Consider the following 13284-nt stretch of genomic DNA (forward strand, 5'->3'; position numbering starts at 1 on the left):
ACGATTTGCCGCCTGCAATATCTATGTTGTTATCAGAAACGAGGCTCTATGCTGCACCCTACCCGTTTATTGTTTTTAACCGCGACCTTCTTTTGTGGGCTCGCCTTTGCGTTTATGTTTCCGCTGGTCAGCCTGTATCTGGTCGATGAGATCGGCACCAGCCCGCTGGTCATGGGCCTGTTCCTGACCAGCATGGTGTTAAGCAGCATTGTCGTGTCCGCTTATATTGGTAAAAAATCGGATCAGGGCTGGCGGCGCAAGCGCATCATACTGGTGGCGCAGGTCAGTTATGCGCTGGCCATGCTGGTGTTTATCTTCACCCGGGATCTGGCGTTCGCCTTTGCGGCGGCGATCTTATTGTTGAGCGTCAGTGGTGCCACGTTGCCACAGATTTTTACCATGGGCCGACTCTACGCCGACCGTGATATCAAAACCGGCGGCAGCCTGTTCATGTCGTTGATGCGTGCAGGCATTGCGGTTGCCTGGGTCGTTGGCCCGCCACTGGCGTTTCTGGCAAAAGAACACTTTGGATTCAACGTGGCGTTTTCGCTGTCGCTGATCAGCGCCCTGCTCATGGTGGCCATCGTCATGTTATTGCCGGAAATACAGGCAACAGAGCACGCCGAAGACAGCGCCACCGTGAAAAAAGGCTGGTATCGGAATCGCCCCATGGTGCTGTTCTTACTGAGCACCGCCTTAATGTTCAGTGCAATCAACATGTACATCAATTCCATTCCACTGTATCTGGCCAAAGAGCTGGCTGTCGGCTCACATTGGGCGGGTTATTTCATGGGCCTTGCCGCCTTTTTTGAAATCCCGTTTATGGTGTTGGCCGGGCTACTCGGTCCGAAGCTTGGCAACAAGCGCTTGATGGTCGTCGGCCTCGGTTTCGGCACCGCCTTTTTTATCGGTTTATTGCTGGCGGACTCCGTCGCCCAACTGCTGTTCCTGCAATTATTCAACGGTGTCTACGTGGCCATTATTGCGTGTCTGGGTATGCTACTGGCGCAAGATCTGATGAAACGAGAAATGGGCATGGCGACAACCCTGTTCAACGGGGCTCAGCAAGTCAGCATGCTTATCGGCAACCTGACGGTCGGACTAGTCGCACAGTTCTTAAGTTACTACGCCATTTTTTATGTGTGCGTAGCGGTCACGTTAGTTGCGTTGCTGCTGTTGTTATTGGTGAAAGAAGAACCCCCATTGCGGCAAACCGCGACCCCAGAGTGTGCGCCTGCAGGCTGAACCGGCTAGATTTCCTACAAACCCTGCTCGACACTGGTTCGGGTAGGGGCCTACTTCCTCATTCGTCAACACAAACCAACCTAGGATTGTCGTCACTCCCTGTACAGAACAATTTCCGACCAAAGTCTCTGTAGTATATTAATAATATCTATATTAGAATTATCTAATAATACAAGAGGAGCTTCCCATGGAAAGCCGCGCAATTACCGAAACCCTGAGCATATCTGGCCAAATCAGCATTGCCGATGTGACCTCACTGGCCCAGGCCAATGTCAAAACTATTATTGTGAACCGTCCGGACGGCGAAGGTCCGGACCAGGTTAATGTCGAAGAAATTCAAGCCGCTGCTGACGCGCTGGGCATAAACGTGCACTATCTGCCGGTCACATCCGGTGCGGTGACCGACGAACAGGCGCGTGAATTTGGAACGCTGCTGAGTAACGCTCAAGGCCGCGTCCACGCCTATTGCCGCACCGGCATGCGCAGCGCAACTTTGTGGGCCATTCACCGCACAGCCGAAGGTGAAGGTTTTGAATACATTCAGAATCGATTGGCTGAAGCCGGTTACGACATCAGCGGGTTAGCGGGTCGGTTAACCGGCTTTACCGGCAACGCAGAACATATTCCGGCGTATGATGTCGTCATCGTCGGGGCAGGTGCCGGAGGTCTGGCAGCCGCCAGCAGTATCCGCAAACGTGACCCCCGCCTGCGCATCGCGCTCATTGATCCGGCCGACACCCATTATTACCAACCCGGCTGGACATTGGTCGGCGCGGGCATCTTTAAGCCAGAGAAAACCAGACGCCCCATGGCCCGGTTGATTCCTACCGGCGTGGAGTGGATCAATTCCGCTGTTGCTCTGTTCGAGCCAGAAAAGAACCAACTGCAATTGGAAGGTTGCCGCCCGATCAAATACAAACAACTGGTTGTTGCCGCCGGTTTGAAACTGGATTGGGACGCCATCGACGGGCTGAACGACACGCTCGGCAAAAATGGCGTCACCTCAAATTATCGCTACGATCTTGCTCCCTACACTTGGGATCTGGTGCAAAACCTGAAGCGCGGCAAAGCAGTTTTCACGCAACCGCCGATGCCAATCAAATGCGCCGGTGCACCTCAAAAAGTCATGTACTTATCATCGGATCACTGGCGTGACCAAGGCACACTAAAGGACATCAAGGTTCAGTTTTTCAATACCGGACCAGCTCTGTTTGGCGTTAAAGAGTATGTCCCTGCTCTGATGGAATACATCGATAAATATGGCATTGAACTGACGTTCCAACACCAACTGGTGAAAGTCGACGGACCCAACAAAAAAGCCTGGTTTAAGCACGTCGGTGAGAACACAGAAGAGGCACTGATTGAAGTCGACTTTGACATGCTGCACGTCACACCGCCGCAGGTCGCTCCGGACTTTATCCGTGTCAGCCCGTTGGCAGATGAGGCCGGCTGGGTCGACGTCGACGCCCATACACTGCAACACAAACGCTACGAAAATGTCTGGGCACTGGGCGATGTCATGAACGCACCGAACGCCAAAACCGCTGCCGCTGCGCGAATGCAAGCACCCGTGGTTGCTTACAACCTCGTCAACGCCATGCAAGAAGGTAATCGGCAGTCGCTTTATAACGGCTACGGCAGCTGTCCACTGACCGTTGAAAAAGGAAAAATTGTCCTCGCCGAATTCGGTTACGGTGGCAAACTGCTGCCCAGCTTTCCGAACTGGGTCATCAATGGACTTAAACCCACCCGCGCGGCTTGGTTCATGAAAGAACGCCTGTTGCCGGAAATCTATTGGTCTCTCATGCTCAAAGGCCACGAATGGATGATTAAACCCACCATTCAAGACGCCGAGTCCGCATAACGATCAATTCAAAAAGCACCAAAACGCCAGCCAGCTCTGGCGTTTTTTTAATCGAATTATTAGCAATAGTCAGACGGAAACTCGCTAAAAGACATTGCCAACATCGGCGCTTGTTTAGTTTTTTCCGCCTTTCAAACGACCACGCGAAGCAATTCGCGTCTCACAAGTTATTCAAGCAGGGATGCTTGCGCAAGTGAGTCGGAAATGGCGGTCCGACGTTTCGGTGGCCGTCGCGAACGACCTGTCGAAGACGAAATTGAGAAGTGTGATCACTCGTTTGTGGCGGCGGCTGGGATCGTTAAGGGCCGAGCCCGAATCGTCGGAACGATTCGGTCCTTGACGGCGAAAAACTCCCAACGAAACCAGGTCACTGCATGATGCAAACGCTAAAGATAAAAACCAAATACGCTTAAGTAAGTGCCATTCGGATCGCCCCCTAGGAAAGAAAGAACCTCCGAAAGACTCTTTCATTCAGAACTATAAACGAATCGTCAGATCTGACCGATTCTTCACGGCAAGGGACACACCGTTAAACCAGTTCGCTGCTGCTTTCGCAGTGAAAATTGACACACCAATTAAGCGGAAGAAAGTGCCATTCGCGCAGACCCGTAGGTAAGAAAAAACGACACTACAACGTAATCTGATAGCCCGCCATGGACAACAATCGATGACAGTAAAACAACATCACCACACACATAATGATAAATATCGCTTCGCCAAATAACTGTTGCCACAAAATATGCCAGCCAAAACGACCAATATAGCCATACACTAAAACCCAGAAAACAAAGCCGCTGAATAAGGGGTAAAATCCAGCAAAAAGATCAACACTCATTTGGTTGCTAAAGGGGAGTGCCCACACTTTAATGACCGGCAGCAGTAACAAAAGAAAGGTTGCCGCGGATAACCGCATTCCATTAATTCTGTTCATTCACATCCCACTTCTGATCCCTCTCATGAGCGTACGATGTTGTATCTTCGATGAAAACCGATAAAGGTCACTTTATGATCAAGTTCTAAAAGCAGAGTCAAATACCTTTATTCAACTTCACGTCTTCGCGCCCAGCAATCGTTATCAACAACAGTCCCTTAACCCGCGATCATCATCCGCTCAAACAATGATGGCAGCCAACGATGCAACCGCAATCCCCAACGCGCTTTGCCAACCGCAATGGTGGTGTGCCCTGCCTGCCATTGTCGAATAATTTCTTGCGCCACCCAATCGGCCGACACGGCTTGTTCACTATTGCCTTGCTCCCCCAAGCCCGTTGCCGTTACCGGAGGCAAAACCTCAACAACATTCACGCCAGTGTTACGGCATTGAAACCTAAGTGAATGCGTTAGGGAGCGCAATGCCGCTTTCGACGCGTTATACACCGGCGTACTTTGCTTCGGGGCGACCGCCAAAACCGATGTCACATTAATCAACCAGCTTTCTGGTTGAGCCATTAACCGCGGTAGCAATAATGCACTCAGTGCCAACGGTGCATGAAAGTTAAGGTTCATTTCCTCGTGCAGATAATCCATGCTTTGCGGTTGCAAAACGTTCCATTTATTTTGCACTCCAGCGTTGTTGATCAGCACACTCAACTCCGGAAAACGTTGCGCGAGATCCGTCGCCAGATGCCTAACCAGGGTGAGATCGGTTAAATCGGCCACGACGGTGTCCACACCGTAACGCTGGCGCAATTCGGCGAGCTTCTCATTGTCGCGAGCGACAGCGATCACCCGATTATGTTGCGCCAGTTGAGCGGCCAATGCCTGGCCAATTCCACGTGTCGCTCCGGTAATAACAATGGTTTGATTTTTCATGAAGCGTCTCTTTAAGAGTGAACCATGATCATCCCCTAGGCTTATCCGCTGTTCCTTAAACTGGGTTAAGAAATCATGCTACCGGAGTAGACAAACCAAGGACTAAACGGGAAACGCGGGTCATTTGTTTATCTCAACATGACTCAGATCAGCGAACCAGCACATTCACCAACCCTCAAAAACACCATATATTGACTTAAATACAACATAGACCACTATATGTGGTGTCAGAAAAGGGAATCTTGTGAAAAACAAGAGCTGCCCCCGCAACTGTAATGAACGAGCTAACCAAGGTAACCACTGGCATCACGCTGGGAAGGGTTGGAAAGCGCGGAGTTCAGAGCCAGGAGACCTGCTGACACACAAAGAGAAGTCGCGCATAAAGCCGCCGACTTCATTAATCCAATCTGGGCGGGGCGCACCAGAGTCACCGGAAACCGTGCACAAGGTGGCGCATGCCTGTCCATTATCATTCGGGGTTGAGTGATCATGCCAGAACACGTCATCAAACGAGACGGACAGACGATTCCGTTTAACATCCACCGCATTGAAACCGCCATCGTGAAAGCCATGGGCTCGGTACAATGCCACCAAACCCATCTGCTGCCTTTATTATGCACGGACATCGAACGCGAACTATCCGGGCACCAGCCGTGCGATATCGACACCATTCAGCAGGTCGTCGAAGCTGCGCTCATCCGCCACCGGTTAGTGGATGTGGCGCGCAGCTACATTGCCTACCGTCGCACGCGGGATATCGAACGCGAACGACGCAGCAAACTGAATGATGACATCGTTGGCCTTATTTCCCGACGCAATTCCGCCTTGCTTAACGAAAACGCCAACAAAGACAGTTATGTCATACCCACACAGCGCGATCTGTTGGCGGGCATTGTTGCCCGCCATATCGCCAAAACCCAATTGCTGCCTCAGGACGTTGTGCAAGCGCACGAGCACGGCGATATACACTATCATGATCTCGACTACGCCCCTTTTTTCCCAATGTTTAACTGCATGTTGGTGGACTTGGAAGGCATGCTCACGCAAGGATTCCGGATGGGCAATGCGGAAATCGAACCGCCGAAATCCATTACCACAGCGGCGCATGTCACGGCGCAGATAATCGCCCAGGTGGCTTCGCATATTTACGGTGGCACCACCATTGACCGCATCGATGAAATTCTCGCACCGTACGTGACCGCCAGTTTTCACAAACACTTGACCACCGCCGAACAATGGAACATTGCCGACGTAAACGCCTACGCCATGCAGCAGACCGAACGCGAATGTTTCGACGCTTTTCAGGCATTGGAATACGAAGTTAACACGCTGCACACCAGTAATGGCCAAACCCCATTTGTGACTTTTGGGTTCGGTCTGGGCCAGGGTTGGCAGGAACGACTGATACAAAAAGCTATTTTAAAAGTACGTTTGGCCGGGCTCGGCCGAAACCGAAAAACGGCGGTATTTCCGAAACTGGTGCTCGCCATTAAAGAGGGACTGAACCGTTCAACCAACGACCCCAACTACGATATTAAACAACTCGCACTGCAATGCGCGTCGCAACGCATGTACCCGGACATACTCAACTATGATCAGGTGGTGCTTGCCACGGGATCGTTCAAAACGCCGATGGGTTGCCGCAGTTTCCTGGACAACCGTCAACAGAATTCCGAGCACCCGCACGCCGGGCGCAACAACCTCGGTGTGGTCAGTATTAATCTGCCGCGCATCGCATTACTGGCCGAGCAAGACAGTGCACGTTTTTTCGCGTTGCTGCACCAACGATTGGCGCTTTGCTTCAGCGCGTTGATGTCTCGCGTTGACCGGTTAAAAGGCGTTAAAGCCAGAGTGGCACCCATACTGTACATGGAAGGCGCCTGCGGAATACGCCTGAAGGCCGACGACGATATTTTCCAACTGTTCCACGACGGGCGAGCGACCGTATCACTGGGGTACATCGGTCTGCACGAAACCGCGAATGCGCTGTTTGGGCGTGAACCACACATCTACGACTGTGAGCACAAACAACGCTTCGCCATTGCGGTGGTGGAAACGCTCAAACAAGCCACCGACCAATGGCGACAAAAAACCGATTTAGGGTTCAGCTTGTACAGCACCCCAAGTGAGAGTTTGTGCGCGCGGTTTTGCGAACTCGACACCAAGGAATTTGGCGTCATACCGGGCGTGACCGACAAAGGCTACTACACCAATTCCTTTCATCTGGATGTGGAAAAAAAAGTCACCCCTTACGATAAGATACTGTTTGAAAAACCCTACCCACGCATCGCCAGTGGCGGCTTCATTTGTTACGGTGAGTTTCCCAACCTGCAACACAACTTGAAAGCACTCGAAGATGTCTGGGACTTCAGCTACCGACACGTGCCCTACTACGGCACCAACACCCCTATTGATGAGTGTTTCCGCTGTGGTTTTCAGGGTGAATTCAACTGCACGGCAAAAGGCTTTTGTTGCCCCGCCTGCGCGAACCATGACCCGCAAAGTATATCGGTGACCAGACGCGTTTGTGGTTACCTGGGCGCACCAAATGCGCGACCGTTTAATGCCGGTAAGCAGGAAGAGGTAAAGCGGCGTGTGAAGCATTTGGCGACTCCGTTATGAACTATCACGCCTACTACCCTATTGATGTGGTGAATGGCCCCGGAACTCGCTGCACCCTGTTTGTATCCGGCTGCGAACACCGGTGCCGGGGCTGTTACAACGCTGCAACATGGAACCCCCACAACGGATTACCGTTCACGCCTCAACTCGAAGAACGCATTCTGCAGGATCTGGCCGACACCGATATTCCACGCCAAGGGTTGAGCTTGAGTGGCGGTGACCCGTTGTACCCAGCGAACCTCAGCGCTGTGTTTTCGTTGGTAAAACGAGTTAAACAGGAATTACCCGACAAAGATATCTGGTGCTGGACGGGTTACCGTTTGGGGCAGTTAACCAAGCAACAGCAACGTGTGCTGTCGTTCATCGACGTGCTGATTGACGGACCGTTTGTTGAACCCCTCAAAGACCCCAGATTGGTTTGGCGAGGAAGCCAGAATCAGCGCGTTGTACCCATCGCCGCTTGGTTGGCGGCGAACCATCGGGTGGATACTCAATCCATTGGTTGAAAAAGCGTTGTTGTGCACGCATTTCCAACAACGCTTGCCTAACAGGACCAAGGATGGTCCAAATAGGGTTAGACCGCAGAAAGCCCGCATGAAAAACCGCTAAGAAAATTTGCTGCGAAACATAAAATACACGGCGGCCACCAAGCATAACCCGGCCCACAAATAGGGTAACTCTGATCAATTCACTTCATTCCTATCAGATCGAAGGATGAGCGAAGCGTGTGTTGCAGGGAATGGCGAGCCCTTTTCAAAACACGAAACAATACTCAGTCATCGATTTGATAGGTCTGAGCTGATTTGAATTAATCAAAGTTGCTCTAGGGCTTCTCGAACTTCGTAAACATATAGAAGCCGCCAATGCCCACCAATACAAGAAACCAACAAACTGCTTCTACAAAGGGAATATCGAACAGCGCGACTCCAAAAAGAAAATCAATCCATACGATTGAAAATAAAGGGAGCATAAACGCGAACATCCAATTACTCCACTTACTACTCAAGGTTACTACCTCGCCACAATGCGGGCAGACTTTTACAGTCTGCGATAATTCGTACCATCGATAACGCTCTTTCAATGGTTTCTTCTTGACCTGCATTAAAGCAACGGGCTTCCCACACCAGGGGCAGATTTTCTGTAACATTAAACGCATCCCAACTTCAAAGTAATCCCTCAAAAAGCTCTTTCGTTTCGTGAACTCTGTTTTCTGCAGAAATCGCCGACAACGAAAAACATCAAATCAATTCAAAAATCGAATCAATCACCAACGGCAGATTCGCCCGGACGGACATTGCACCAAACACCGAACGTGCGTGCAGTCCCCTTTCGCCAAACACCTCGACCATTAAATCTGAACAACCATCCAATACTTTTGGGTGTTGTTCAAACTGTGCTGTGGCATTGATAAACCCCTGCAACTTAACCACCCGTGCAACCTTATTCAGCGTACCGAGTTCATGTTGCAGCGCCGATAGAATATCCAGGCCTGTCAGCCGGGCAAACTGGTAGCCTTCTTCCACACTGTAACGCTCACCCAACTTCCCTTTCGGGACCTCAGCCAACCCTGCGACCGGCCCTTTACCGGAGACAAACAGCAGGTTCCCGGTTTGCACAACATTGGCATAATTACCCTGAGGGCTGCTGGCAATAGGCAACTGCAGCCCAAGCTCGATAATGCGTTGATCAAAATCCACCGTGACTCCCCTATTCTTCCATTAATACGATTGTTCTCAACCCCGCCCTACATACTACAACGGCTGGTACATGTACCCGTCTAGGTCGGTAAAACCCGCGCGTTCATAAACGCCTTTACCCAGTTCAGAAGCATGCAGCCGGACGGACGAGAAATTCAACGCTTTCGCTTCCTCAACCAGCAAATTCAGCAAATGCGACGATATGCCCTGCCGCCGGTGAGGTACCCGCGTATACATATTGGTAATGTACGCGATTCGACCCGTGGGGTTACTGAATGTGGGCGGTAACTGATAAAAGCAGAGCCCGGACGTACCCACAATGCTCCCATCGACAACGGCGACCCAACAGATCAATGAACCATCTGCCAGGCCAACAGTAAAGTAATGCGTCAGTTCTGCGCGGATATCCCTGATTTCCGGGTAACCCTCATCAACCAACTGTTGGATGCGACAGTCCACTAATTGCGGAATATCGTCAGCATCCGCCTTGCGGTACGTGACGTTGTTGGTAGACGACATTGGAACTCCTTGCAGATAAATGTGTTGTTAAACAGAGCCAGACACGGTTGATATCGGGTTGCCTCAATCTACTATTTGAGACCTGGGTCGAGAGCAGTGGTTGGTTGCAACCAATGCCACCGGATACCAGCATTAACAGCAAACCAAGCGCGTTATGCCTGGATCAACAGGCTCAAACAGGTGCGCCGATTCATTGAAAAACTCAAAATCCCAACTGCCGTTATAGGTTAACTTGGTTACTCCGGTATACGCCATATCATGCCCGAACGATTTGCCGGTCAGCTTCTTTAATAAATACAGAATGAAACAACCATGGGCGACAACAATCACCTGATCGTTACCGGCCAACGTCAGCAGGTGATTATCTATAAAACGCTGCACCCGTTCTTTTTGCCGCTGGAACTCCGCCAAATCGGTATTGCCCAGGTTTTTACCGATGCATTCACAGAATATTTCCCGAATCTCGGACAACACCGAGTGCTTAGCCGCACTGACATTCAGCTGGTCAAAGGTTTCAATTGCGCGAAGGTAATCGCTGCTATAGGAATGGCTGAAGTTCAGGTGGGTAAAAACACTACGCAATCGCTCCGCCTGAGTAAGCCCGAGCCTGGTTAATGGCTTGTCATACTCATTTTTGGGTGTATAGGTAACTTCGTTGATGCGTTCATCACCGGCCTCTCCGTGCCGGACCAAATAAACTGTGCTCATGATACTTTTTAAAATCCTTTTCGTTGATCGATTTGCTTCATGCGATGGAATTACACTAAACCTTTTTGAATACGAGATAGGGCTATGAAACACGCCCTGTAAACACAGTAATGCGGGGTTGGTTGATTACTTTTTAACGCATGCTAAACCGCATTAAGAAAATCTAATATAACCGACTACCCAATTCGATAAAACAGGGTACCCCCTCTCTTCTTTGCAATTCAATGACTCATACAGTCAGCACAGTAGATCTGACCTTACCGAATTATTTGTGCAGACCTAAGGCCACTACCAGAGCTACCAAAAGTGTTGCACAGTGAAACTAATACCCTTGAGGCCTTTGCCCGATCCCAACAACCTCTAACTGCCCAAACGCATTGTAATAGACATGAAGCATAGGACCGTTGTTAGCCTGCACATTAAAATGCGCGACCATGCCGTCGTTAAAGCCATGATGCAAGGCCCACCCTTCAAAGCCGTGGTGCCATTGACCCACTATGGCATAGTGGCCGTTCACAATTGGTGGCAAATTAATAATTTGGTTCAACGCCAACGCATTAACTGGCGCATTATTTGCTATGTTCGGGTAGGGAGCCACCAGAGGTTGCTGAGCCTGTGCTTGAGGCTGTGGTTGTTGCGCTTGAGGAACAAAGTCTGCTGCATTAGGGTTTAACCCCTTCTTTTTTCCTCCGTTCATTTGCATCATCAACTGTAAGGTTCTCTGCTCCTTAACGGCTGGTCTATTATCGACGATGTTGTGCGCTTGTTGACTACTACTCGTGTTCTTATTGTCTACCGTGCTTGCCGTGTTTTGCTTCTTTTCTTCTGTACTGCCTGCGTATATTTTCATAAACACCCTCACTGGTCCTTTTGATTTCTACTTTACATATAGCGTTTCGCTACAGCAGCAAACTTGACGCAGTAAAGTTAATAAAAATTTTGATAGATCTTAATACTATTGAACAGTATAGACAGGGCGTTCCAGGAGGAACCTATTCAACATGTAAATTAATTTACGCCTTTACAACCTTACAGGCAAAGGAGAATCCGTACTTACTCGCTTCCTTTGCAATTAGCTCCACTAAATTAGTAGCACTCAGGGCGTCCAATCAGCCGAATCGAGCATACCCGTTCCTATGCACTTCCACCGTTAAAAGTGCAGCACTCAGATCGTTTAGATTTAAGTAGTTTCTGAATACATCGATAACGAACTCAAACTCAGTTGTGTCTTCGTTCTCGAACTCCAGTTGGACTAAACTGTCATTCATTTGGTCACGATCTATAAATTCAGCGTCAGCCAGTGGTTTTTCAAAATCATACCTTCTTGCAGCCCTAACCTTTCTCGCGAATGCGAGCAGACCAAAAAAGCTTTCCCGTCACTTTCAATACCCAAGCCTTTAACACGAGAAGGCAGAATATTCAACAAGCCTAATCCAATTGAAAACCACCCATTCACAAATAAAAAACCCATTCTAAGTGAGAAAATGGAAACTGATAACCGGTAATGAACCGACAACTAAATTAGACAAAATACCACTGGAAATGATCACCAATTCACCCAGTAAAGTGGTTTTTTTAGATTGCTTTCGTACTTTACATATCCTGTTACCAGATCCCTCCGAAATACAAAAAACGTACTTTTCTTCTTTTCGTTCGATAACATTTGGACCCACAACAAAACTATTAACCTTATGTCCGTTCCATAGAATGGCCACCAGATGACCCAGCTCATGGATGAGAACTGAAACAAGAATGCTGGAAAAATATAAGAACAAAAATTTTTAGCGCTACCAAGCCTAAACCCTTCCTGTATGAAAAAAGAATTTTCCCAGAGAGCTTTTGCTCCTAAAATAGAGATATATCATTTAAAACCGACCGCCAAACTGAAAATAGATACAAAAAATTGCGACCAAGCTTATTACCAAAAGCAAACCATAAAGTAGGAAAATCTTATTTTCTAGATTGTGACTCACACTTCGCTTAAAGAAAAACCGACTCAGAAAAATGATTTGCACAGGGATCGAAAAGAGGTAGAAAACAGCACCAGAGGAATTACTGGAACTCGCTTTAACCGCATAGAACTGGTAAACCCCGAAAGAAAAAGAACATACAATACCGGCAACGAACACCAACAAGATATCTTTTCTTACAACCATAGTCTTTTACCTTAATAGCACTATTAAAAAAACACAGTAATTACCAACTAAAAAAAGGACTCTTCATTTCCCGAGGACACCGGTGGCAACGAGGAAGATCACCAGCAGCAAAAGCGCGATAGATGAGCCGATAATCAAGACCCTATCCGGCAACACTAACGAACGGTCTTTCTCATCTATCGTATGAACGACATTTAAATTCAGATGACGTTCAATAAAATCGCGAAATAGCGAATTGCTTTGCGCAAAGTTAAACTCTTGCTTGTGGGACCGCCAAAACACAACAAATCTCTTTGGCACCTCACCTGAGCCGTAAGATTCTATGCGTATGATATCTCGCACTAAAATACTGACCGGCTTGGTAAGAAGGTTTCTTTGAACCTTGAGATACTCACCCGATATACTGGCGATGGGTCGAACGACCAACAGCACCAACATCAATAGTAAAAATACCATAAACACTATGCCTATCGGTCTACTAGACGTTTCATCGAAGAAAATAGCGACATAGAGCAACAGGATTACCGGATAAATAGAATCAACCTTACTTCTTTTCAATGAAACAGTTTTCATCACTATTCTAAATACCTCAATTTAACACAACTTGTTGCCATCGAAATTATTCGATGGTTAACAATCCGGGAGTACCATGCTACGCGAT

Annotated in this window: 14 protein-coding genes and 1 riboswitch; of the genes, 4 read left to right on the forward strand and 10 right to left on the reverse strand. The window is 48.9% G+C overall.

Going from position 1 to position 13284, the window contains the following annotated elements; translation table 11 throughout:
- The first annotated feature begins 48 nt into the window (after nt 1-48).
- Nucleotides 49-1245, forward strand: coding sequence for a sugar efflux transporter (locus IYN85_RS14605; protein WP_196159638.1), 1197 nt, complete (start codon nt 49-51; stop codon nt 1243-1245).
- Between the two features lie 187 nt (nt 1246-1432).
- Entirely contained in the window at nt 1433-3109 is a 1677-nt protein-coding gene (locus IYN85_RS14610) for a bifunctional protein tyrosine phosphatase family protein/NAD(P)/FAD-dependent oxidoreductase (RefSeq protein ID WP_196159639.1), read from the forward strand.
- Nucleotides 3110-3737: 628 nt separating this feature from the next.
- On the opposite strand, the gene IYN85_RS14615 is transcribed toward IYN85_RS14610, so the two are convergent.
- Together IYN85_RS14615 and IYN85_RS14620 are read right to left on the reverse strand one after the other, a co-directional pair.
- On the reverse strand, nt 3738-4040 hold the full coding sequence (locus IYN85_RS14615; RefSeq protein ID WP_196159640.1) for a hypothetical protein: 303 nt from the start codon (nt 4038-4040) through the stop codon (nt 3738-3740).
- A gap of 158 nt (nt 4041-4198) precedes the next feature.
- Nucleotides 4199-4921 carry an SDR family NAD(P)-dependent oxidoreductase gene (locus tag IYN85_RS14620; RefSeq protein WP_196159641.1) on the reverse strand — a complete coding sequence of 241 codons (723 nt, stop codon included), beginning with the start codon at nt 4919-4921 and terminating at the stop codon, nt 4199-4201.
- Between the two features lie 202 nt (nt 4922-5123).
- A riboswitch (cobalamin riboswitch) is annotated at nt 5124-5296 on the forward strand.
- 114 nt (nt 5297-5410) lie between these two features.
- Here IYN85_RS14620 and nrdD point away from each other — a divergent pair.
- Nucleotides 5411-7543 (forward strand): anaerobic ribonucleoside-triphosphate reductase, encoded by a 2133-nt coding sequence (nrdD, locus tag IYN85_RS14625; RefSeq protein WP_196159642.1) that lies wholly within the window; start codon nt 5411-5413, stop codon nt 7541-7543.
- Nucleotides 7540-8049, forward strand: coding sequence for an anaerobic ribonucleoside-triphosphate reductase-activating protein (gene nrdG / locus IYN85_RS14630; protein WP_196159643.1), 510 nt, complete (start codon nt 7540-7542; stop codon nt 8047-8049). The genes nrdD and nrdG overlap by 4 nt, the downstream gene beginning before the upstream one ends.
- A gap of 317 nt (nt 8050-8366) precedes the next feature.
- Here nrdG and IYN85_RS14635 read toward each other — a convergent pair whose 3' ends face one another.
- The 8 genes from IYN85_RS14635 to IYN85_RS14670 form a co-directional block, all read right to left on the reverse strand.
- A complete protein-coding gene (locus tag IYN85_RS14635; RefSeq protein ID WP_196159644.1) occupies nt 8367-8690 on the reverse strand; it encodes a hypothetical protein in 324 nt (107 codons plus the stop codon).
- 91 nt (nt 8691-8781) lie between these two features.
- Nucleotides 8782-9240, reverse strand: a complete 459-nt coding sequence (locus tag IYN85_RS14640) for a RidA family protein (RefSeq protein WP_196159645.1) — start codon at nt 9238-9240, stop codon at nt 8782-8784.
- Between the two features lie 54 nt (nt 9241-9294).
- The gene (locus tag IYN85_RS14645; RefSeq protein ID WP_196159646.1) at nt 9295-9759 is read right to left on the reverse strand and encodes a GNAT family N-acetyltransferase; all 465 of its coding nucleotides are present in this window, start codon (nt 9757-9759) and stop codon (nt 9295-9297) included.
- A gap of 132 nt (nt 9760-9891) precedes the next feature.
- Complete coding sequence (locus IYN85_RS14650) at nt 9892-10467, reverse strand: histidine phosphatase family protein (protein ID WP_196159647.1); 576 nt, start codon at nt 10465-10467, stop codon at nt 9892-9894.
- Between the two features lie 322 nt (nt 10468-10789).
- Entirely contained in the window at nt 10790-11317 is a 528-nt protein-coding gene (locus IYN85_RS14655) for a hypothetical protein (RefSeq protein WP_196159648.1), read from the reverse strand.
- A 259-nt stretch (nt 11318-11576) separates the two neighbouring features.
- Nucleotides 11577-11735, reverse strand: coding sequence for an ATP-dependent Clp protease adaptor ClpS (locus IYN85_RS26425; RefSeq protein ID WP_196159649.1), 159 nt, complete (start codon nt 11733-11735; stop codon nt 11577-11579).
- 204 nt (nt 11736-11939) lie between these two features.
- A complete protein-coding gene (locus IYN85_RS26430; RefSeq protein WP_196159650.1) occupies nt 11940-12242 on the reverse strand; it encodes a site-2 protease family protein in 303 nt (100 codons plus the stop codon).
- A 444-nt stretch (nt 12243-12686) separates the two neighbouring features.
- Complete coding sequence (locus IYN85_RS14670; RefSeq protein ID WP_196159651.1) at nt 12687-13196, reverse strand: hypothetical protein; 510 nt, start codon at nt 13194-13196, stop codon at nt 12687-12689.
- Nucleotides 13197-13284: the final 88 nt, after the last annotated feature.

Source organism: Reinekea sp. G2M2-21 (assembly GCF_015687175.1).
Classification (GTDB): domain Bacteria; phylum Pseudomonadota; class Gammaproteobacteria; order Pseudomonadales; family Natronospirillaceae; genus Reinekea.

Excerpts from the sequence above, each read along its gene's own strand:
- IYN85_RS14635 (WP_196159644.1), bottom strand. The coding sequence starts at position 8,690 with ATGTTACAGAAAATCTGCCCCTGGTGTGGGAAGCCCGTTGCTTTAATG.
- IYN85_RS14615 (WP_196159640.1), bottom strand. The coding sequence starts at position 4,040 with ATGAACAGAATTAATGGAATGCGGTTATCCGCGGCAACCTTTCTTTTG.
- nrdG (WP_196159643.1), top strand. The coding sequence starts at position 7,540 with ATGAACTATCACGCCTACTACCCTATTGATGTGGTGAATGGCCCCGGA.
- IYN85_RS14610 (WP_196159639.1), top strand. The coding sequence starts at position 1,433 with ATGGAAAGCCGCGCAATTACCGAAACCCTGAGCATATCTGGCCAAATC.
- IYN85_RS14650 (WP_196159647.1), bottom strand. The coding sequence starts at position 10,467 with ATGAGCACAGTTTATTTGGTCCGGCACGGAGAGGCCGGTGATGAACGC.
- IYN85_RS14645 (WP_196159646.1), bottom strand. The coding sequence starts at position 9,759 with ATGTCGTCTACCAACAACGTCACGTACCGCAAGGCGGATGCTGACGAT.
- IYN85_RS14655 (WP_196159648.1), bottom strand. The coding sequence starts at position 11,317 with ATGAAAATATACGCAGGCAGTACAGAAGAAAAGAAGCAAAACACGGCA.
- IYN85_RS14670 (WP_196159651.1), bottom strand. The coding sequence starts at position 13,196 with ATGAAAACTGTTTCATTGAAAAGAAGTAAGGTTGATTCTATTTATCCG.
- nrdD (WP_196159642.1), top strand. The coding sequence starts at position 5,411 with ATGCCAGAACACGTCATCAAACGAGACGGACAGACGATTCCGTTTAAC.
- IYN85_RS14605 (WP_196159638.1), top strand. The coding sequence starts at position 49 with ATGCTGCACCCTACCCGTTTATTGTTTTTAACCGCGACCTTCTTTTGT.
- IYN85_RS14620 (WP_196159641.1), bottom strand. The coding sequence starts at position 4,921 with ATGAAAAATCAAACCATTGTTATTACCGGAGCGACACGTGGAATTGGC.
- IYN85_RS26425 (WP_196159649.1), bottom strand. The coding sequence starts at position 11,735 with ATGAATGACAGTTTAGTCCAACTGGAGTTCGAGAACGAAGACACAACT.